Source organism: Xylophilus sp. PBN-3R, assembly GCF_057747805.1.
In genome coordinates, this window is the sequence record NZ_CM173225.1 from 112496 (window position 1) to 132386 (window position 19891).

16 protein-coding genes and 1 pseudogene are annotated in these 19891 nt (G+C 65.7%); 10 read left to right on the forward strand and 7 right to left on the reverse strand.

Going from position 1 to position 19891, the window contains the following annotated elements; genetic code table 11:
- Nucleotides 1-90: 90 nt before the first annotated feature.
- Nucleotides 91-2118: a molecular chaperone HtpG gene (htpG, locus tag AC3ANW_RS00590; RefSeq protein WP_488343271.1), complete on the forward strand. Its 2028-nt coding sequence runs from the start codon at nt 91-93 to the stop codon at nt 2116-2118.
- A gap of 19 nt (nt 2119-2137) precedes the next feature.
- Nucleotides 2138-2422, forward strand: a complete 285-nt coding sequence (locus AC3ANW_RS00595) for a VF530 family protein (protein ID WP_488343272.1) — start codon at nt 2138-2140, stop codon at nt 2420-2422.
- 102 nt (nt 2423-2524) lie between these two features.
- Here AC3ANW_RS00595 and AC3ANW_RS00600 read toward each other — a convergent pair.
- Nucleotides 2525-3394 (reverse strand): annotated as a pseudogene (locus tag AC3ANW_RS00600) (ketopantoate reductase family protein); the annotation flags it as partial.
- A gap of 249 nt (nt 3395-3643) precedes the next feature.
- Here AC3ANW_RS00600 and AC3ANW_RS00605 point away from each other — a divergent pair.
- The gene (locus AC3ANW_RS00605; RefSeq protein ID WP_488343273.1) at nt 3644-4621 is read left to right on the forward strand and encodes a LysR substrate-binding domain-containing protein; all 978 of its coding nucleotides are present in this window, start codon (nt 3644-3646) and stop codon (nt 4619-4621) included.
- Here the strand turns inward: AC3ANW_RS00605 and AC3ANW_RS00610 are convergent.
- The 3 genes from AC3ANW_RS00610 to AC3ANW_RS00620 are packed head-to-tail and all read right to left on the reverse strand — an operon-like array spanning nt 4615 to nt 7251.
- Nucleotides 4615-5463, reverse strand: a complete 849-nt coding sequence (locus AC3ANW_RS00610) for a 3-hydroxybutyryl-CoA dehydrogenase (protein WP_488343274.1) — start codon at nt 5461-5463, stop codon at nt 4615-4617. The two genes, AC3ANW_RS00605 and AC3ANW_RS00610, sit on opposite strands and share 7 nt — an antisense overlap.
- Before the next feature lie 43 nt (nt 5464-5506).
- Complete coding sequence (locus AC3ANW_RS00615; protein ID WP_488343275.1) at nt 5507-6322, reverse strand: ABC transporter permease; 816 nt, start codon at nt 6320-6322, stop codon at nt 5507-5509.
- Nucleotides 6322-7251 carry an ATP-binding cassette domain-containing protein gene (locus AC3ANW_RS00620; RefSeq protein WP_488343276.1) on the reverse strand — a complete coding sequence of 310 codons (930 nt, stop codon included), beginning with the start codon at nt 7249-7251 and terminating at the stop codon, nt 6322-6324. Before AC3ANW_RS00620 ends, AC3ANW_RS00615 begins: the two co-directional genes overlap by 1 nt.
- 79 nt (nt 7252-7330) lie before the next feature.
- Here AC3ANW_RS00620 and purT point away from each other — a divergent pair, with 79 nt between their 5' ends.
- Nucleotides 7331-8551: a formate-dependent phosphoribosylglycinamide formyltransferase gene (purT, locus tag AC3ANW_RS00625; RefSeq protein WP_488343277.1), complete on the forward strand. Its 1221-nt coding sequence runs from the start codon at nt 7331-7333 to the stop codon at nt 8549-8551.
- Between the two features lie 12 nt (nt 8552-8563).
- Here purT and AC3ANW_RS00630 read toward each other — a convergent pair whose 3' ends face one another.
- Nucleotides 8564-9577, reverse strand: coding sequence for a LacI family DNA-binding transcriptional regulator (locus AC3ANW_RS00630; RefSeq protein WP_488343278.1), 1014 nt, complete (start codon nt 9575-9577; stop codon nt 8564-8566).
- A gap of 199 nt (nt 9578-9776) precedes the next feature.
- On the opposite strand from AC3ANW_RS00630, the gene ptsP reads away from it, so the two are divergent.
- The 4 genes from ptsP to AC3ANW_RS00650 are packed head-to-tail and all read left to right on the forward strand — an operon-like array spanning nt 9777 to nt 15904.
- The gene (gene ptsP, locus AC3ANW_RS00635) at nt 9777-12326 is read left to right on the forward strand and encodes a phosphoenolpyruvate--protein phosphotransferase (RefSeq protein ID WP_488343279.1); all 2550 of its coding nucleotides are present in this window, start codon (nt 9777-9779) and stop codon (nt 12324-12326) included.
- Nucleotides 12323-13303: a 1-phosphofructokinase family hexose kinase gene (locus AC3ANW_RS00640; protein WP_488343280.1), complete on the forward strand. Its 981-nt coding sequence runs from the start codon at nt 12323-12325 to the stop codon at nt 13301-13303. The genes ptsP and AC3ANW_RS00640 overlap by 4 nt, the downstream gene beginning before the upstream one ends.
- Before the next feature lie 31 nt (nt 13304-13334).
- On the forward strand, nt 13335-15089 hold the full coding sequence (locus tag AC3ANW_RS00645) for a fructose-specific PTS transporter subunit EIIC (RefSeq protein WP_488343281.1): 1755 nt from the start codon (nt 13335-13337) through the stop codon (nt 15087-15089).
- Complete coding sequence (locus AC3ANW_RS00650; RefSeq protein WP_488343282.1) at nt 15086-15904, forward strand: shikimate 5-dehydrogenase; 819 nt, start codon at nt 15086-15088, stop codon at nt 15902-15904. Before AC3ANW_RS00645 ends, AC3ANW_RS00650 begins: the two co-directional genes overlap by 4 nt.
- Here AC3ANW_RS00650 and AC3ANW_RS00655 read toward each other — a convergent pair whose 3' ends face one another.
- Complete coding sequence (locus AC3ANW_RS00655; protein WP_488343283.1) at nt 15905-17386, reverse strand: AMP nucleosidase; 1482 nt, start codon at nt 17384-17386, stop codon at nt 15905-15907.
- Nucleotides 17387-17584: 198 nt separating this feature from the next.
- On the opposite strand from AC3ANW_RS00655, the gene AC3ANW_RS00660 reads away from it, so the two are divergent.
- Complete coding sequence (locus tag AC3ANW_RS00660; RefSeq protein WP_488343284.1) at nt 17585-17854, forward strand: hypothetical protein; 270 nt, start codon at nt 17585-17587, stop codon at nt 17852-17854.
- A 99-nt stretch (nt 17855-17953) separates the two neighbouring features.
- Here AC3ANW_RS00660 and gorA read toward each other — a convergent pair whose 3' ends face one another.
- A complete protein-coding gene (gene gorA, locus AC3ANW_RS00665; RefSeq protein ID WP_488343285.1) occupies nt 17954-19324 on the reverse strand; it encodes a glutathione-disulfide reductase in 1371 nt (456 codons plus the stop codon).
- A gap of 111 nt (nt 19325-19435) precedes the next feature.
- Here gorA and dtd point away from each other — a divergent pair, with 111 nt between their 5' ends.
- Nucleotides 19436-19891 (forward strand): D-aminoacyl-tRNA deacylase, encoded by a 456-nt coding sequence (dtd, locus tag AC3ANW_RS00670; protein WP_488343286.1) that lies wholly within the window; start codon nt 19436-19438, stop codon nt 19889-19891.

The window sequence follows — 19891 nt, forward strand, 5'->3', positions numbered from 1 at the left end:
AGGGCTGAAGATACGCCCCAATATCGGCCCGGTCCGGCTCGTTTCGGCCTGCCGATCCATCGAAATCCATCCAAAAAAGAGCTTCTCTTCATGAGCAAACAAACCCTGTCGTTCCAGGCCGAAGTGGCCCAGCTGCTGCACCTGGTCACCCATGCGCTGTATTCCAACAAGGAGATCTTTCTCCGAGAGCTGATCTCCAATGCGTCCGACGCCTGCGACAAGCTCCGTTTCGAGGCCATCAACCATCCCTCGCTTTACGAAGACAAACCCAACCTCGAAGTGCGTGTTTCCTTCGACAAGGAAAACAAGACGCTGACCATCGCCGACAACGGCATCGGCCTGTCGCAGCAGGAAGCCATCGACAACCTGGGCACCATCGCCAAGTCGGGCACCAAGGACTTCATGAGCAAGCTGTCGGGCGACGACAAGTCGAACGCGCAGCTCATCGGCCAGTTCGGCGTGGGTTTCTATTCGGGCTTCATCGTCGCCGACAAGATCAGCGTCGAATCGCGCCGCGCCGGCCTGCCGGCCACCGAAGGCGTGCGCTGGACCAGCGGCGGCTCGGGTGATTTCGAGGTCGAGCAGATCGACCGCAACCAGCGCGGCACCGCGGTCATCCTGCACCTGCGCGACGACGCCACCGAATACCTGAACGCCTGGAAACTCAAGCAGATCATCGGCAAGTATTCCGACCACATCAGCCTGCCCATCCTGATGGAAAAGGAAGAGTGGAAGGAAGGCGAGAACGACCAGCCGGGCGACATGGTCAAGACCGGCGAGTGGGAAGCGGTCAACAAGGCCAGCGCGCTGTGGGCCCGCAACCGCAAGGAAATCACCGACGAGCAATACGCCGATTTCTACCAGCAGATCAGCCACGACAACGAGCCGCCGCTGGCCTGGAGCCATAACCGGGTCGAAGGCAGCACCGAGTACACACAACTGCTCTACATCCCGGCCAAGGCGCCGATGGACCTGTGGAACCGCGATGCCAAGGCCGGCGTCAAGCTGTACGTCAAACGTGTCTTCATCATGGACGACGCCGAAGCCCTGCTGCCCAGCTACCTGCGTTTCGTGCGTGGCGTGATCGACTCCGCCGACCTGCCGCTGAACGTCAGCCGCGAACTGCTGCAGGAAAGCCGCGACGTGCGTGCCATCCGCGAAGGCAGCACCAAACGTGTGTTGTCCATGCTGGAAGACCTGGCGAAAAAGCAGAAGACCGCGCCCGAAAGCGCCGAAGGCAAGATCGACGTGGGTTCGGGCGAGGCAGTGCCCGCGCCGGAACCCACCGAGGTCACCGACGTCGAGGACAAGAACGCCGTCACGCCGGCCGCCGAAGCGGCGGTTGCGCACGCCGATGAAAGCGGCAAGTACGCGAAGTTCTATGCCGAATTCGGCTCGGTGCTGAAGGAAGGCCTGGGCGAAGACTTCGGCAATCGCGAACGCATCGCCAAGCTGCTGCGCTTCGCGTCCACCACCAACGACGTGGCCGATGTGTCCTTCGCCGACTACAAGAGCCGCATGAAGGATGGTCAGGACGCCATCTATTACATTACGGCCGACTCGCTGGCAGCCGCCAAGAACAGCCCCCAACTCGAGGTCTTCCGCAAGAAGGGCATCGAAGTGCTGCTGATGACCGACCGCGTGGACGAGTGGGCGCTCAATTACCTGACCGACTTCGACGGCACGCCGCTGCAATCGGTGGCCAAGGGCGCGGTCGACCTGGGCAAGCTGCAGGACGAAGCCGAGAAGAAGGCCGCCGAAGAAGCCGCAGAAGGTTTCAAGCCGCTGCTGGCCCGTCTGAAGGACGCGCTGAAGGACAAGGCCGAAGACGTGCGTGTGACCACTCGCCTGGTCGACTCTCCGGCCTGCCTGGTGGTGCAGGAAGACGGCATGAGCACCCAGCTGGCTCGCATGCTCAGGCAGGCCGGCCAGAAGGCGCCGGAAGTCAAGCCGGTGCTGGAGGTGAACCCCGAACATCCGCTGGTGAAAAAGCTCGAAGCCAGCGCGCATTTCGAGGACCTGGCCAACATCCTGTTCGACCAGGCGCTGCTGGCCGAAGGCGGCCTGCCAGCCGATCCGGCGGCTTATGTGCGGCGCGTCAACGCGCTGCTGGCCTGAAGTCGCAACAGGGGCCGACATGGCGGATTCGACCGATGACACCGACCCGGCGCCCGGGTTGCCGAAACCGTCACAGCAGGCCCGAAACCCTCTGCACGGCCTGACGCTGGAGACCATCGTCACCGCCCTGGCCGATCACTACGGCTGGGAGCAGCTGGGCGACATGGTGCCGGTGCGCTGCTTCACGCACGACCCCAGCGTGGGATCGAGCCTGAAGTTCCTGCGCAAGACGCCCTGGGCGCGGGAGAAGGTGGAAAGTCTCTACCTCTTCATGTTGCGCGACATCCGGCGCGGCCGGGGCTGACGCGTCGACCACCATCTGCCGGTCGCGCTGCCTTTCCAGCGCGGCCAGGCGGACCACCATCTTGTGATTGAGCGGTGTCGACACGCCCCAGTCGCGGCCCAACCGGACGATGGCGGTGTTCAGCACCCCGATCTCGGTCTGGACACCGGCTTCGAAGGCCCGCCGCATCGATGTCGGGTGCCGCGGGCTATGGGCCATCAGGGCGTACATGGCGGCGAGGATGTCGTCGTTGTGCGCCATGCGTATGCCCTGCGCCGCGCTCACCCGGCAGGTTTCCAGCGCCAGGCCTTCCAGTTCGTAGCGCACCTGCCGGTCGTCGGCCGCGCGGGCCAGCAGTTCACCGAGGTCCAGCCCGTGCACCGTGGCACTGACGTTGACTGCGCAATTGATGGCGACCTTCTCGTATTGCGCCGCACGGATGTCCCTGACCGCCTGCAGGCGGAAGAAACCCTGATCGTGGAATATGCGGTGGAAAGCGTCCAGGCAAGAATCCTTTTCGTCGACCAATAATATGCCGCCGGGCACGACGGTAATGCCCTCGCCATATTGCCGGGTCGAGGTTATCTTGCTGACCAGCGTATGGCTGTGAATCATCCGGGCGGATTTCTCGATGCTGTGGCTGGGTATGCCGTTCTGCGAATACGCCACATGGCAACCCGGCGGTGTCCTTGCAATGCTTTCGCTCAGAGCCGCAACCGTGCCGGGGTCTATCACGAGGGTTCGAGCGGGATCGATGTTTATCGCACCATGCCGACGGCGAATGCCGGATTGCTCCCGGATATTCACCGATTGCGTGCCGCATCGAACCCGGCAATATCCCTGGTGGGAGAATTCATTCCGGCAATGCAGCGTAAGTTCGTAAGCGCCTGCTGGCTGGTTGAGCATGGCCTGTGCAGAGAATGCCGCGCCTTGTGAACCATTGGCGGCATAGATGACGACATGATCGGGAAACAAATTTTTTGTGCGGAACATGCTGTGGGTAGGTTTCGATTTCAGCTGTTTTTCGCATTTTTTGGCAATGTATGGTTATTAATTTGCGAAAATTTGCGAATCGGTACGAATGAGATGATAAAAATAGACGGCGGGGGTTTATATATCTGCGATGAAGATGCCGAAATCTGCATTTAATATGCGCGTACACATTTTTAGGTGCGGTCGATCTTCAAAACGCAAACTTCCGCGTGATAGCCTTTCTGCCCCAAAATGCAGGGTTATCCGAATATGGAATTGCGTCAGTTCAAGTATTTCCTGGTGATCGTCGACAGCGGCAGCCTCTCGCGGGCCGCCCAGCATTTGTTCATCGCCCAATCGGCACTCAGCAAACAAATGGCCGACCTCGAGGTCGAACTGGGTGTGCAGTTGCTGGTGCGCAGCCGCACCGGCGTGGTGGTGACAGATGCGGGTCAGGTTTTCTATGAATATGCGCAGGGCATCACCAAGCAGATCGGCGATGCACGGTGCGCGGTCCAATCGACCGCTGCGTCGCTGGTGGGCGAGGTCAAGGTGGCGCTTCCGCAAAGCACCTCGGGGGCGGTCGCGCTGCCGCTGATGAGGGCGGCAGCCCACCGGTATCCGGACATCCGGCTGCGGGTCAACGAAGAACTCACCGGCAACATGGCCGACCAGCTGCTGCGCGGCCGGATCGACATCGCCGTCTTCACGCAGGGCATGGCGCCCGACGACGTGCTGTTCACGCCGTTGGTGGAAGAAGACTTCGTGCTGTTGTGCTCCGCGCAGGATCCGCAGGCGCCGCCGCCCGGGGCGGTCAGCCTGCGGAGGGCCATCGACCGGCCGATGGTGCTGCCCGACCAGGCGCACGGCCATTGCACCCGCTTGCTGGTGGAAGCCGCACTGTCAGCCGAAGGCGTCGCCATCCAGCAGGTGTCGGCCGAGATCAATTCGGTCCACATCCTGAAGAGCGCGGTCCAGGCCGGACTGGGCTCGACGATCATGCCGTACGCCCTGGCTCAGCAGGAGATCGGCGACGGCCGCATCAGTGCCCACGGCATCAACGCACAGGGAATGGTGCGCACGCTGGGCCTGTGTGTATCGCGCCATGTACCGGCCAGCAATGCGCGGCGGGCCATCTGCGACCTTATCGGCGAGGTGTTCCGCGAACTCTGCGACACCGGTCACTGGCCGGGGGCACGCGCCATCGCGCCCCGGCCGGTAGCCGAAGAAACCTTGCCGCTTCAGTAGCTGTAGACGCCCGATTTGGTCTTGCGTCCCAGGCGACCGGCCGCGACCATCTCACGCAGCAGCGGGCAGGGGCGGTACTTGGGGTCGCCGAACTGATCGAGGTAGACCTGCATCACGGCCAGGCAGACGTCCAGGCCGATCATGTCCGCCAGGGCGAGCGGGCCGATGGGCTGGTTGCATCCGAGTTTCATGCCTTCGTCGATGTCCTCGGCGGTGGCGGTGCCTTCGGCCAGCACAAAAAACGCTTCGTTGATCATCGGGATCAAGATGCGGTTGACCACGAAACCGGGCGCGTTCTTCACGCTGATCGGCGTCTTGCCCAGGCGCTGCGCCAGGGCCTTCACCGCGTCGTGCGTGGCGGCGCTGGTCTGCAGGCCGGTGATCACTTCGACCAGCGCCATCATCGGCACCGGGTTGAAGAAATGCATGCCGATGAAACGGTCTGCGCGTTTCGTGGCGGCGGCCAGCTGGGTGATGGAGATCGACGAGGTGTTGGTCGCCACGATGGTTTCGGCCGGCAGCAACGCGTCGGCCTGCTGCAGGATCTTGATCTTCAGCGCCTGGTTCTCGGTGGCGGCTTCGATCACCAGCTGGGCCGCGGTCAGGTCTTCGTAACGCGTCGAGGTCTTGATCAGGGCCAGCGCCTTTTCCTTGTCGGCGGCGCTGATCTTTTCCTTCTTGATGAGCCGGTCGAGGCTGCCGGCGATGGTGGCCAGGCCTTTTTGAACCGCTTCTTCCGAGATGTCGACCATGACGACCGGAATGCCCACGACTGCACAGGCCTGTGCAATGCCGTTGCCCATGGTGCCGGCGCCGATGATGCCTACCGTCTGGATGTCCATGCGAGAAAACTCCTGAGATTGAGAAAGAGGGGAAAGCCGATGCTCAAGCCTTGAATCGTTTGCGGGTGAGGGCGAGGGCGATCCAGAAGGCGGCCACCGCGTAGGCGACCAGCACCAGCGCGTGGCGCAGGGCGTCGTCCGGCCAGCGGTCCATGAACAGCGGCCGTACCAGCGCCACCGCGTTGGTCAGCGGCAGCCAGGCCGAAACCGCCTGCACTGCGTGCGGCAGCTGTTCCAGCGGGAAGAACACACCCGACAGAAACATCATCGGTGTCATGAACAGCGTGAAGTAGTAGGTGAAGAAGTCGTAACCCTTGGCGAGGGCGTTGAACACCAGCGCGATGGATGCGAACACCACGCCGGTGCAGGCCAGCACCGGCCAGGCCAGCAGCAGCTTGGGGCTGTGGCTGATCTGAAGCGCCAGCATCACCAGCAGGATGGCGGTGATGGTGAAAAAGGATTTGAAACCGGCCCACAGCATCTCGGCGAACACGATGTCGTCCAGGCCGACCGGCGCGTTCATGATGCCGTCCCAGGTGCGCTGCACGGACATCCGCGAAAAGGCCGAATACAGCGCCTCGAACGAAGCCGCCTGCATGGCGCTCATGCAGATGGAACCGCTGGCCAGGAACAGGATGTAGGGCACGGTCACCGCGCCGTCGCCGGTGGCCACCGTCACCTTGCCGACCAGTGCACCCATGCCGTAGCCGAAAGCCACCAGCCAGATCAGCGGTTCTGCGATGTTGCCGATGAGGCTGGGGATGGCCAGCTTCTTCCACACCAGGAAGTTGCGCAAGAAAACCGGCCACCAGCGCATGGTGAGGTGGGGCGGTGCCCAGTTGGAGTTGATCTGCGACATCAGGCGCCTTCCCGGATCTGGCGTCCGGTGAGTTTCAAAAAGAGGTCTTCCAAGTTGGCCGGCCGGTGCAGCGTGCGCTGCTGCGGATGGCGGTGCAGTGCTTCGGTCAGGGCGTTGGCGTCCTGGGTGTAGAAGAAAACGGTCTCGCCGCTGACTTCGGTGCGGCTGGCCAGCGCGGTCAGCGCCGGGTCTTTGGCAAGATCTGCCGCACCCGCGCCGAAAACCTCGACCACGTCGGGTTCGAGATGTTCGCGGATCAGTTCACGAGGTGTGCCCTCGGTGATCTTGCGGCCGTGGTCCAGCACCAGCAGGCGTGAACACAGCCGTTCGGCCTCGTCCATGAAGTGGGTGGTCAGCAGGATGGACTTGCCTTGCTGCAGCAGCATCTGCAGCCGTTCCCACATCAGGTGGCGGGCTTGCGGGTCCAGTCCGGTGGTGGGTTCGTCCAGCAGCAGCAGGTCTGGGTCGTTGACCAGCGCGCGGGCCAGCGACAGGCGGCGTTTCATGCCGCCCGACAGCTGGCCGGGCTTGGCGTCAGCCTTTTGTGTGAGGGCGGCGAATTCGAGCAGGCGCGGAATGCGTTGCCGCATCTCGGCCCGGCCGATGCCGAAATAGCGGCCGTAGACCTCCAGGTTCTCGGCGCAGGTGAAGTCCGGGTCGAGTGTGTCGAACTGGCTGACCACCCCGAGCCGGGCCTTCACCGCGCGGGCGTCTGCGGGCATGCGCAGGGCGTCGAAGCACACGATCTCGCCTTCGTCCGGCGCGGTCAGGCCGAGCAGCAGGCGGATGGTGGTGGTCTTGCCGGCGCCGTTGGGGCCGATGACCCCCAGGCATTCGCCGGGCGCGATGGAAAAGGACAGGTCCTGCACGACGGTGTTGTCTCCGTACCGTTTGGTCAGGCCGCGTGCTTCGAGCAGGGTTGGGGGCATCGCGGCATTGTCGTGCAGCCCGCGTGTAATAAAGTTGCGGGCTGTCTCCACACCCATCCCCATCGCAGGACCCGATTCCATGAGCTCTCCCACCCTCGGCACGCCGCTGTCTCCATCCGCCACCCGCGTCATGCTGCTGGGATCCGGCGAACTGGGCAAGGAGGTGCTGATCGCATTGCAGCGCCTGGGCGTCGAGACCATCGCGGTCGATCGTTATGCCGATGCGCCGGGCCAGCAGGTGGCGCACCACGCGCACACCATCGCCATGAGCGATCCGGCGCAGCTCAAGGCGTTGATCGAAGCCGAGCGGCCGATGCTGGTGGTGCCCGAAATCGAGGCGATCGCCACGCCGATGCTGCAGGAGCTGGAAGACGCCGGGGTCGTGCAGGTGATACCGACCGCCCGCGCCGCCCGACTCACCATGGACCGCGAAGGCATCCGCCGCCTGGCCGCGGAAACCCTGCGGGTGCCGACCAGCCCGTACCAGTTCTGCGATTCGCTCGAAGAACTGCAGGCCGCCATCGACGGCGTGGGTGGCAAGGGCATCGGCTACCCCTGCGTCGTCAAGCCGGTGATGAGCAGTTCCGGCAAGGGGCAAAGCAAGATCGACGGTCCCGCGGACGTCCGGAAGGCCTGGGACTACGCCATGGCCGGCGGCCGGGTCAGCCACGGCCGGGTCATCGTCGAGGGTTTCATCGATTTCGAATACGAGATCACGCTGCTGACGGTGCGCGCACGCGATTCGGCCGGCGAGATCCGCACGCATTTCTGCGAACCCATCGGCCATGTGCAGGTCAGCGGCGACTATGTCGAAAGCTGGCAACCCCAGCCGATGGCCACCCGGGCCCTGCAGCGCGCCCAGGACATCGCCCTGGCGGTGACAGGCAACCTGGGCGGACAGGGCCTGTTCGGTGTCGAACTGTTCGTGAAGGGCGACGAGGTCTGGTTCAGCGAAGTCAGCCCGCGCCCGCACGACACCGGCATGGTGACCATGGTCACCCAGTGGCAGAACGAATTCGAACTGCATGCCCGCGCCATCCTCGGCCTGCCGGTCGACACCAGCCTGAAGAGCCCGGGCGCCAGCGCGGTGATCTACGGCGGCGTGGACGCGCAAGGCATCGTGTTCGATGGCGTGGCCGAAGCGCTTGCCGTGCCGGGCACCGACATCCGCCTGTTCGGCAAACCCGAGAGTTTCGTCAAGCGCCGCATGGGCGTGGCGCTTGCGCATGCTGCCAATGTGGACGCTGCCCGTTCCAAGGCCAAGCAGGCGGCGGCCAGCGTCAAGCCCCGCACGGCCTAAGGCGGCGGCCCGTCAGGCGGTCGCTTCGGCGGCGGCGCGGCGGCTTGATTTCCGAGTGGAGCTTCTGGCGATAAGCCGGCCTTCGAGCACCACGCAACGCGCCGGCCGCGTCGGCTCTTCCAGCCGTTGGAGCAGCAGTTCGGCGGCCGTGCGGCCGATGTCGTAAGTGGGTTGCTCCACCACCGTCACATCCACCGCCGGCAGGGTGGTCCAGTCGTTGTTATCGAAACCGGCCAGGCCGATGTCGTCGGGCATCCGGAGTCCGGCGGATTGCACCGCCTGGGCGGCGCCCAGCAGCAGCAGGCCGTTGGTCGCCAATACCGCGTCCGGGCGGCCATCGCCCTTGAGCAGTTCGGCCGTGGCGGCCCGGCCAGAATCGACCGTGGGCTGCAGCCAGCTGGTCTGCGGCTCCACGCCGTGCGCCTGCATGGCCTGCAGGTAACCGGCATGGCGGTCACGGCCGGTGCTGCTGCGGGCGCCGGCCAGCACGGCGATGCGGCGGTAACCGGCGTCCAGCAGGTGTTCGGTCAGCTTTCGGGCCGCCTGGGTGTTGTCCAGCAGCACCCGGTCGGCCGGCGTATCGGCTTCTGCACGGTCGACCATCACCAGCGGAAATGGCCAATGGTTGGCCCGGTAGCGCCGCAGGCCCTCCAGCGTGGGGGAAATGATCACACCGCTGGCCTGCTCGTCGGCCATCAGCTGCAGATAGGACTGCTCCTTGGCCGGGTCTTCGTCGGTGTTGCACAGGATGAGCCGCAAGCCGTGGCGGTAGGCCACGTCTTCCACCGCACGGCCGATGTCGGTGAAGAAGGGGCTGCGGATGTCCGACACGATCAGCCCGATCAGCGACGCCCGTTGCTGCCGCAGCCGCCGCGCCGCGAGGTTGGGCCGGTAGGCCAGTGCGGCGATGGCGGCCTCGACCCGCTGACGCAAGGCGGGGCGTACCGCGTCGGGGGTGGACAACACGCGTGAAACGGTGGTGGTGGATACACCGGCCTGCAAGGCGACGTCTTTGATGCTTGCCACGAAAACTTCCCGCTAAATTTGGTATCGATACCTTTTCAGGTCGGATTTTCACACCGAATCCCTGAATTATCGAGTCGCCGACCTGGGGTTTTCCCTTGGTTTTATAGAGTGGATGACTGCTTTTGGTTGCATGCGGAATTTGAGCCATCGGATAATTTGTTTTTGGAATCGATACCAAGAATCTTCAGGAGACTCCCCCATGACTATTCCGGTTGAAGTCCGGCTCGGCCTCGCGCCGACCAGTCGCGAAGACGCCGTGCGCATCGCCGGAGCCTTGCTGGCCGAGGCCGGCCACGCGCTGCCGGCCTACACCGAAAGCCTGCTTCGGCGCGAAGAGGTCGAAAACACCTTCCTGGGTCAGGGCGTGGCCATTCCGCACGGCATGGTGCAGGACAAGCACCTGGTGCAGCGCACCGGTCTGGCGGTGCTGCAGGTGCCGGCAGGCGTGGCCTGGGGCGACGAATCACGGCGGGCCAGCCTGGTCGTGGCCATCGCCGCCGCGTCCGACCAGCACATCGCCGTGCTGCGCCGGCTTACCCGCCTGATGCGCGACGAGGCGCTGATGGCCCGCCTAGCGGCCACACGTGATGCGGGCGAGATCGTCCGCGCGCTGACCGGTGACGAACCGGCCGCGCCGGTTTTGACGCTGGAATCCTTCCTGCTGGCCGTCGACCTGCAACTGGCCTATCCCAACGGCCTGCATGCCCGGCCCGCAGCGCAGTGGGCGCAGGTGGCACGTCGTTTCAAGGCCGACCTGCGGGTGGCTTTCGGCGACACGGTGGTAGACGCCAAAAGCCTGCCCGCGCTGCTGAGCCTGGGGGCGGGCCGTGGTGCGGAACTGCGTCTTTCGGCGCAAGGCCCGGATGCGCACGCCGCCCTGGCGGCCCTGCGCGACACCGTGCTGCGCCTGGGCGACGAGGAAAAACGCCAGGCCGACCAGGCTGCGACACGCCAGGCGCAGGCCCAGGGCCTGGGCCGGGAACTCGGCGACTGGATGCCCGAGGCCCGCCATGCCTTCACCGGTATCGCCGCCAGTCCCGGTCTGGTGATCGGCACGCTGGTACTGGCCGACAGCGGCGAAACCGAGGTCGAAGACCTGCCCGCCTCGCCAGCTGCCGACGCCCGCACGCTGGACCGCAGCCTGGCTGCCGCGCTGGCCCAACTGAAGGCCCTGGCCGACGCCGCCACGGCCGGTGCGAAGGCCGAGCAGGCCGCCATCTTCAAGGCCCACGCCGACCTGCTGCAAGACCCCGAACTGCTGCTGGCGACCAGCCGCAACGTGGTCGAGGGTCACGGCGTGGCCTGGTCGTGGCGCCAGGCCGTGGCCGCCGGTGTCGCCCGGCAACGCGCCCTGGCCGACACCACCCTGGCCGCCCGCGCCGCCGACCTGCACGACGTCGGCGAACGGGTGTTGCGTCACATGTTGGGCCGCGGCGATGAAGCCGATGGCGCGTCGGCAGCCTGGCCCGCCGACGCCATCCTGCTGGCCGACGACCTGTCGCCGTCGGTCACAGCGCAGATCGACACCAGCCGGGTGCGCGGCTTCTGCACCGCACGCGGCGGGCCGACCGCCCATACGGCCATCCTGGCGCGGGCGTCTGGGCTGCCGGCGGTGGTCGCCGCGGGTATGGGTGTGCTCGAAACATCGGCCCTGAACGGCGCTGTCGCCATCCTCGACGGCTACCGCGGAATGCTGTTCGTCGCACCCACCGAAACCGCGCTGGATGAAGCCCGTCAGCGCATCCGGCGCCTGCAGCAACGCCAGCAGGCCGAGGCGCAGGACCGCCAGCTGCCGGCCATCACGCTGGACGGCCACACGGTCGAAATCGCCGCCAACGCCAATCGTGCGGACCAGGCCGTCAAGGCGCTGGCAGCCGGCGCCGAAGGTGTGGGCCTGATGCGCACCGAGTTCCTGTTCCTGGAGCGCGACGAGGTGCCGGACGAGGAAACCCAGTACCAGGCCTACCGGGCCATGGTCGAGGCCCTGGCCGGCCGGCCGCTGGTGGTGCGCACGCTGGACATCGGCGGCGACAAGCAGGTGCCCCACCTCGACCTGCCGCACGAGGACAACCCCTTCCTGGGGATTCGCGGCGCCCGCCTCTGCCTGCGTCGCGACGACCTGCTGGTGCCGCAACTGCGGGCGCTGTACCGCGCGGCGAAACACGGGCCCTTGTCGGTCATGTTCCCGATGATCAGCACCGTCGAAGAGGTGCAGCAACTGCAGCAGCGCATGGAAGCGATCCGGCAGGAACTGGACGCGCCCCGGGTGCCGGTCGGCATCATGATCGAGGTGCCTTCGGCCGCGCTGATGGCCGACCGGCTGGCAGCGCATGTGGACTTCTTTTCCATCGGCACCAACGACCTCACGCAATACACGCTGGCGGTCGACCGCCAGCACCCCGAGCTGGCCGGCATGGCCGACAGCCTGCATCCTTCGGTGCTGCGCCTGATCGAGCGCACGGTGGCCGGCGCGCGGCGTCATGGCCGCTGGGTGGGCGTGTGCGGCGGCCTGGCCGGCGAACCCCTGGGCGCGGCCCTGCTGGCGGGCCTGGGCGTGAACGAACTCAGCATGAGCAGCGGCGACATCGGTGCGGTGAAGGCATTGCTGCGCCGCCATTCGATGACCGAACTGCAGGACATGGCCCGCCGTGCGCTCGACGTCGATACCGGCGACGAAGTGCGCGCCATCGGTGCCGCGCTGCGGTCCGCCGCGGCATCCGAACCCACGCTCGAAGGAGCCCTGCCATGAGCCGCATCTTCACCGTCACGCTGAACCCTGCCATCGACCAGACGGTGCGCATCGCCCACCTGGTGCCGGGCGCTGTGCACCGCGCGATGGGCCAGCAGGTCGAGGCCGGTGGCAAGGGCGTGGGCGTGGCGGCAGTGGCTGCGGCGCTGGGCGTCCCGGTCACGGCCACGGGGTGGCTGGGGGCGGACAACGACGCGGTCTTCGTGTCGGCCTTTGCGGAACGCGGCATCAGCGACGGCATGCACCGCCTGCCCGGCAGCACCCGCACCAACATCAAGCTGGCCGATGCCGAGCGTGGCGATTCGACCGACATCAACCTGCCCGGCCTGCCACTGGATACCGCGACGCTGAACCAGGCGACCCAGGCCTTGCTCGCCGCGCTGGAGCAGCAGGTGCAATACGGCGACTGGGTCGAACTGGCCGGCAGCCTACCGCCGGGCGCATCGGTCACCGTCTGGGAAAAACTGGCGCGTGCCCTGGCTGCGCGCGGTGCCCATATCGTCATCGACACCGGAGGCGCGGTCCTGCTCGAACTGCTGCGCCGTCTGTCCGACAGCCAGGCCGGACCGGTGGTGCCGGTGGCCTTCATCAAGCCCAACCGGGCCGAACTCGAAGAACTGGCCGGCCGGCCGCTGCCCACGCTGATGGGCGTGGCGGATGCCGCGTCGGCGCTGTGCCGCAGTCATGGCGTGCGGCACGTCGTCGTCTCGCTGGGCGTCGAGGGTGCGGTGATGGCCACGCCGGACGGCCGCTGGTATGCAGCCGCACCGCAGGTGGAGGTGGCGACCACCGTGGGCGCGGGCGATGCGCTGGTGGCCGGCACCCTGAGCGCGCTGGTGCAGGGCCGGGTTTTCCCGGCCGCCGCCGTGTTCGGCATGGCCTGTGCGGCCGCGCGTATCCAGCGCATCGCGCCCGGCCTGCCGCCGCGTGGCGAGGTCGACGCCATCGCCGCTTTCATCGTGCCCCAGCCGCTTTGACGCGGCTTCCGTAATTCAGGAGACATTCTTCATGGCACGACTCATCGCCATCGCCGCCAGCAGTGACGGCCCGGCTCACAGCTTCATGACCGGCGAGGCCCTGCGCGCCGCCGCTGAAAAACTCGGCCACCAGATCGTGCTGCGGGTGCACAGCAGCCTGGGTGAGCCCGCTGCCTTTGCTGCGGCGGAACTCGCCGGGACCGAAGCTGTCATCGTGGCCGCCGATACGGCAATCGACCTGGGCGGCATTCCCGCCGCATTGCGCCAGCACCGGACCCAGCCGGCCGCCGTGCTGGCCGATGCCGCAGCGGTGGTGCGTGCTGCTTTGTCGGGTGCCGGCATCGGAGTTGGCGCCGCCCCCGCCGCTGCCGACCGTCCCGTGCGCATCGTCGCCGTCACCTCCTGCCCGACCGGCGTGGCCCACACCTTCATGGCGGCAGAGGCGCTGGAGCAGGGCGGCCTGGCGGCGGGTTACCGGATCAAGGTCGAGACCCAGGGATCCGTCGGCGCGCAGAACGCCCTGACGCCCGCAGAAATCGCCGACGCCGACTTCGTGTTGATCGCGGCCGACACCCAGGTCGACCGTGCGCGTTTCGTCGGCAAGCGCCTTTACGCCACCAGCACCAAGGCGGCCATCCACAATGCGGCGGCGGTGTTCGCCAAGGCCGGCGCAGAAGCCGAGACCTGGGGCGATGCGCCTGTCACGGAGGCCGCGGCGACCCCGGCGAAACGCAGCTCCGCCGGCCCCTACAAACACCTGATGACCGGTGTGTCCTTCATGCTGCCCTTCGTGGTCGCAGGCGGCCTGCTGATCGCGCTGGCCTTCGCGTTGGGCGGCATCTATGTCTACGACGATGCCCATCAGGGCACGCTCGGCTGGACGCTTTTCCAGATCGGCGCCAAGGCCGGTTTCACGCTGATGCTGCCGGCGCTGGCAGGCTATATCGCGTTCTCCATCGCCGATCGGCCGGGCATCGCGCCCGGCATGATCGGCGGCCTGCTGGCCGGCACCGTGGGTGCGGGTTTCCTGGGTGCCATCGCGGCCGGTTTCATCGCCGGATATTCGGTCTGGTGGATGAGCCGGCTGATCCGGCTGCCGCGCACGCTGGACGGCCTGAAACCGGTGCTGCTGCTGCCCCTGCTGGGCACGGTGGTGGTCGGCGTGCTGATGATGATGGTCATCGGCAAACCCATCGCCGGGGTCATGGCCGCGCTGACCGAATTCCTGAAGGGCCTGCAGACCGGCAGCGCTGTGCTGCTCGGCGTGATCCTGGGCGCGATGATGGCTTTCGACATGGGCGGGCCGGTGAACAAGGCGGCCTATGTTTTCTCGACCACCCTCATCGCCAGCGGTGTCGCCAATCCGATGGCCGCCACCATGGCGGCCGGCATGGTGCCGCCGCTGGGCATCGCGCTGGCCTGCTGGGTTTTCCGCAGCCGCTTCACCAACGAGGAACGCGAGGCATCGAAGGCGGTGTCGGTGCTGGGCCTGGCCTTCATCACCGAAGGGGCGATTCCGTTTGTCGCCCGTGACCCCCTTCGGGTGATTCCCGCCAGCATGGCCGGCGCGGCCGTCACCGGCGGCCTGTCGATGATGTGGAACATCGGCCTGCAGGCACCGCATGGCGGCGTCTTCGTGCTGGCCATTCCCAACGCGGTGAACCATGTGGTGCTGTATGCCGCCGCCATCGTGGCCGGTACGCTGGTCACCTGCCTGGCGCTGGGTCTGCTGAAGAAACGCCTGCCGGCGACCGTCGCCGATGCTTCGGTGGTCGTCGCGGCATGACGGCGCGCATCAACAAGGACACCCGGCTGTGCATGTCGCTGGCGGCGCGGCCGAGCAACATCGGCACGCGTTTCCACAACTACCTGTACGAGAAGCTGGGGCTGGACTACGTCTACAAGGCCTTCACCACCAGCGACCTGCCCGGCGCCATCGGTGGCGTGCGGGCGCTGGGGGTGCGGGGCTGCGCCGTTTCGATGCCTTTCAAGGAGGCGGTGATTCCGCTGCTGGACCGGCTGGATGCATCGGCCGAACGTCTGCAGTCGGTCAACACCATCGTCAACGACGATGGTGTGCTGACCGGCTACAACACCGATTACCTGGCGGTGCGGCAGTTGCTGGAGCGGCATGGCCTGCCGCGCGGTCTGCGGGTGGCCTTGCGTGGCAGCGGCGGGATGGCGCGGGCCGTGCTGGCGGCGCTTGTGGACTTCGGGCTGCCCGACGGGACCGTCATTGCGCGCAATGCCGTGGCGGGGCAGGCGCTGGCGCGTTTGCATGGCTGGCATTGGCAGCCCGATGTGGACGGCATCCAGGCCGGGTTGATCGTGAATGTCACGCCAGTCGGCATGGCGGGTTCGACCGACGCGGATGTGCTGGCTTTCAGCCCGTCGCAGATTGCAGCTGCCGCTCATGTCTTCGATGTGGTGGCAATGCCGGTCGAGACGCCTTTGATCGTCAAGGCGCGCCGCCTCGGAAGGCCCGTCATCACGGGCGGCGAGGTGATCGCCTTGCAGGCGGCCGCCCAGTTTTATCTCTACACCGGGGCGGCCGTTTCCGATTCGCTGGTTTCGGAGGCTTCCGAATATTCCCGGGCCTGATTACTGAAAGGCAACTTCGGCAAAAGACCGAAGTTTCCGGCTGTGCAGCCGATCCACGCCGCCGGACCGCAGGATATCGATAGCCCGGATCCCGATCCGCAAATGCTGATCCACCCGCTCGCGGTAGAAGTGATTGGCCATCCCCGGCAATTTGATCTCCCCGTGCAGGGGTTTGTCGCTCACACAAAGCAAGGTCCCATAGGGCACGCGGAACCGGAAGCCGTTCGCGGCAATGGTCGCGCTCTCCATGTCGAGCGCCACAGCCCGGCTTTGGGAGAACCGGCGCTGCGGCTCATTCTCCGGCAACAGCTCCCAATTCCGGTTGTCGGTACTCGCCACCGTTCCGGTACGCATCACCCGCTTGAGGGAAGCTCCCTCGAGCCCGGTCACGTCCGCCACGGCGGATTCAAGCGCCAGCTGAATCTCGGCCAATGCGGGGATCGGCACCCATAAGGGCAGCTCTTCATCCAGCACGTGGTCTTCGCGCACATAACCGTGCGCCAGAACATAGTCCCCCAGTTGCTGGCTGTTGCGCAGGCCGGCGCAATGGCCCAGCATCATCCAGGCATGCGGCCGAAGCACCGCGATATGGTCGGTAATCGTCTTGGCATTACTCGGGCCTACGCCGATATTCACCATCGTGATGCCGCTGTGGTCCGCCCGCACCAGATGGTAGGCCGGCATCTGCGGAAGCCGCGGCGGCGCGGCGCCCAGCTCGTCGCCGGCCTTGGCAGCCAGGCCCACCCGCCGGGTAACGACATTACCCGGCTCGATAAAGGCGATGTATTCGCTGTTCTCGTCGGCCATCGCCGCATGCCCCAGCCGCACGAATTCGTCGATGTAGAACTGGTAATTGGTGAACAGCACGAAGTTCTGGAACCAGTCCGGCGCGGTGCCCGTGTAATGCCGCAGGCGGTGCAGTGAATAGTCGATACGAGGCGCGGTGAAAAGGGACAAGGGCAGTGCGGCGCCGGGCTGGGCCTTCTGGGTGCCGTTGGCGATGCCGTCATCCATGGCGGCCAGGTCGGGCAGGTCGAATACGTCACGCATGCGCATGCGGCGATCCGGCGTCAGGTTGCCCTCGATATGGTCGTTCTCCACAAAGGAAAAATGCACCGGGATCGGCTGCGCACTGACGCCGACCTCGATCTCCACTCCGTGGCTGCGGCCCAGCAGGCGAAACTGCTCGGTCAGGTAACGGGTGAAAAGGTCGGGCCGGGTGATGGTGGTTTCGTAGGTGCCAGGGCCTTCCACGAAACCGTAGGCAAGCGCCGAGTCCGCGCGAACCACGGTTTCAGTATGTACACGCACAAACGGATAGCAGGCCCGTACATGGCCGGGAAGTTCTTCACCTGCCACGAAGCGCTGCATCGCGCCGCGCAGGTGGGCGAGGCTCGCGTTGTAGATGGCCTTCACCTGGGCCAGGGCGGCCTGGGGGTCGGAGAACGATTGGCTGGCGATGGGCGGTGGCATGTAGGGCATGCGTCCATTGTGCCGAAGCCGTGCCGTCATTTGTTACACGTTGGCAGGAGACAAATTCCTACAAGTCCAGGCGTCCGGTCCTGACTCGACCTCCCCTGGCCCCTGCTTACATTCAATTCCAACGCATCTGCGTACATACGTTACGTCACCGAATTCAACCGCGGACTGCTCCGCAACCAGACAAGAAGGTACGCCGACATGAGCACCAATACCAATAGCAGCACCATCGCCGCGAACCCTTTCGCACTGATGATGAACCCCGAAGCCGTCCTCATGGCGATGGAGCATTCCGATGCGCTGCGCGGCCTGAAACTGCGCCGCATCCAGCCCCTGGACGAGTTGCCGCCGATGCGCAAGGGCGCTCCGGTCGTGACCGTCGAAAAAGAGATCGACGAATCCAGCTATCCGCTGTGGCGCGACCTGATCAGCAGCAGCGACCCGAACTTCATTCCCCAGCTGTTCAGCTGATTTGGTTTCCCGATCGGTGATGGCGCCGGAAGAAGCGCCACACCGATCGGGGGAAGATTAAAGAAGTAGAGGGCGGGGAGACAAACAACCGCCTTGGTTTCAGTCGTCCACTGCCGGTTCGCGCAGCGTGACGAACTCTTCGGCCAGTGTGGGATGCACACCGATCGTGGTGTCGAACAGGGCTTTGGTCGCACCGGCCCGCATGGCCACCGCAAACCCCTGGACCACTTCGCCCGCATCCGGGCCGACCATGTGCAGGCCCAACACGCGGTCGGTGGATTTCTGCACCACCAGCTTCACGAAACTTCGTTCGTCGCTACCCGACAGCATGTGGCGCAACGAGCGGAAATCGGCTCGATATATCTCGACATCCTCGGTACGCATGTCCTGCCGCGCCTGCTCTTCGGTGAGGCCCACGGTACCGATGTTGGGGTGGGTGAAAACGGCGGTCGGCACCATGTCGTAATCCACCTTGCGTTTGCCGTCGCCGAACAGGGAATCGACCAGAGCCATCGCCTCGGCCAGCGCCACCGGGGTCAGCTGTTTGGTGGACGAGATGTCGCCGATGGCGAAGATGGACCGCACGCTGCTGCGATAGCCGGCGTCGACCTCGACGGCACCACGTTCGTCCAGTTTCACGCCAACGGTTTCCAGCCCCAGGCCCTGGGTGAGCGGTTTGCGGCCGGTCGCGTACAGCACCACGTCCGCATCGCAGATGGCACCGTGGGCACTGGTCACGCAGAAGCTGCCGTTGTCGCGTTTGCTGATGCCCTCGACCTGCCAATTGAGCTTGATCTCGACGCCGGCGCGGCCCATTTCCGATGCGATGAAGCGCCTCACCTCGCCGTCGAAGCCTGCCAGCAGCGCGCCGCCACGTTGCAGAAGGGTCACCTCGGCACCCAGGCCGTGGAAGATGGACGCCATTTCGCAGGCGATGTACCCGCCGCCCACCACCGCCAGCTTCTTGGGGAAGGGCTTCAGGTCGAACATCTGTTCGGAGGTCACGGCGTATTCGCGTCCGGGCACGTCCGGAACATGGGGCATGCCGCCGGTGCACAGCACGATGTGGCGGGCGCTGTGGTGTTTGCCGTCGACGGAAGCGGTGTGCGCGCCCTCGAGTTTTGCCCAGCCCTGGATGACGGTGACGCCGGCCGCCTTGAGCAGCTGGGCATATACGCCGTTGAGACGGCTGATTTCCTTGGCGCGGTTCTTCTTCAGGGCTTCCCAGTCCAGCGTGGGCGCTTCGCCACGCCAGCCGTAACCGGCCGATTCGGCGAAACCTTCGCCGTAGCCGGCCGCATAGCTGTAGAGTTTTTTGGGAATGCAGCCCGCGTTGACGCAGGTCCCGCCGAGCGCGGCGGCCTCGATCAGCGCAACCCTGGCCCCCCGCTGTGCCGCCATGCGGGCGCATCGCACGCCGGCACTGCCGCCTCCGATGACAAGGAGGTCGAAATCGTGGCGTTCGGTCATGTTGGTCCGGGAGTTGTCAGTCAGGCCGCCAAGGTTAACGGTTGCAGAAGGCGGCCTTGCAACCCTCCATTAACATCCCCGCCGATCAGGCTCAGGACACAGGAAAACGAAATGCTGGCATTGCTGCAGCGGGTGCGCGAAGCGCGGGTGGACATCGCAGGCGAGACGGTGGGTGCCATCCGGCAAGGCCTGATGGTGCTGGTCTGCGCCGAGAAGGGTGACACCGAAGCCGAGGCCGCGCGGCTGCTGGCCCGCGTGCTCAAGCTCCGCATCTTTTCAGACCCGCAGGGCAAGATGAATCTCAGTCTGCAGGACGTGGCCGGCGGCCTGTTGCTGGTCAGCCAGTTCACCCTGGCGGCGGACACCCGCAGCGGCAACCGGCCGGGTTTCAGCGCTGCAGCATCGCCTGACGATGGCCGGCGGCTTTACGACCATCTGGTTGAAATCGCCCGCGCCGCGCATCCGGTGGTGGCCACCGGGCGTTTCGGCGCGGACATGCAGGTATCGCTGGTCAACGACGGACCGGTGACGATTCCGCTGACCGTGCGTCCACCGGCAGCAGCCTGA

Bases quoted from the DNA above. Each gene is read 5' to 3' on its own strand.
- AC3ANW_RS00620 (WP_488343276.1), bottom strand. From the start codon at position 7,251: ATGCCCCCAACCCTGCTCGAAGCACGCGGCCTGACCAAACGGTACGGA.
- ptsP (WP_488343279.1), top strand. From the start codon at position 9,777: ATGACTATTCCGGTTGAAGTCCGGCTCGGCCTCGCGCCGACCAGTCGC.
- AC3ANW_RS00640 (WP_488343280.1), top strand. From the start codon at position 12,323: ATGAGCCGCATCTTCACCGTCACGCTGAACCCTGCCATCGACCAGACG.
- AC3ANW_RS00610 (WP_488343274.1), bottom strand. From the start codon at position 5,463: ATGGACATCCAGACGGTAGGCATCATCGGCGCCGGCACCATGGGCAAC.
- AC3ANW_RS00650 (WP_488343282.1), top strand. From the start codon at position 15,086: ATGACGGCGCGCATCAACAAGGACACCCGGCTGTGCATGTCGCTGGCG.
- purT (WP_488343277.1), top strand. From the start codon at position 7,331: ATGAGCTCTCCCACCCTCGGCACGCCGCTGTCTCCATCCGCCACCCGC.
- htpG (WP_488343271.1), top strand. From the start codon at position 91: ATGAGCAAACAAACCCTGTCGTTCCAGGCCGAAGTGGCCCAGCTGCTG.
- AC3ANW_RS00655 (WP_488343283.1), bottom strand. From the start codon at position 17,386: ATGCCCTACATGCCACCGCCCATCGCCAGCCAATCGTTCTCCGACCCC.
- AC3ANW_RS00660 (WP_488343284.1), top strand. From the start codon at position 17,585: ATGAGCACCAATACCAATAGCAGCACCATCGCCGCGAACCCTTTCGCA.
- AC3ANW_RS00645 (WP_488343281.1), top strand. From the start codon at position 13,335: ATGGCACGACTCATCGCCATCGCCGCCAGCAGTGACGGCCCGGCTCAC.
- gorA (WP_488343285.1), bottom strand. From the start codon at position 19,324: ATGACCGAACGCCACGATTTCGACCTCCTTGTCATCGGAGGCGGCAGT.
- AC3ANW_RS00605 (WP_488343273.1), top strand. From the start codon at position 3,644: ATGGAATTGCGTCAGTTCAAGTATTTCCTGGTGATCGTCGACAGCGGC.
- AC3ANW_RS00615 (WP_488343275.1), bottom strand. From the start codon at position 6,322: ATGTCGCAGATCAACTCCAACTGGGCACCGCCCCACCTCACCATGCGC.
- dtd (WP_488343286.1), top strand. From the start codon at position 19,436: ATGCTGGCATTGCTGCAGCGGGTGCGCGAAGCGCGGGTGGACATCGCA.
- AC3ANW_RS00595 (WP_488343272.1), top strand. From the start codon at position 2,138: ATGGCGGATTCGACCGATGACACCGACCCGGCGCCCGGGTTGCCGAAA.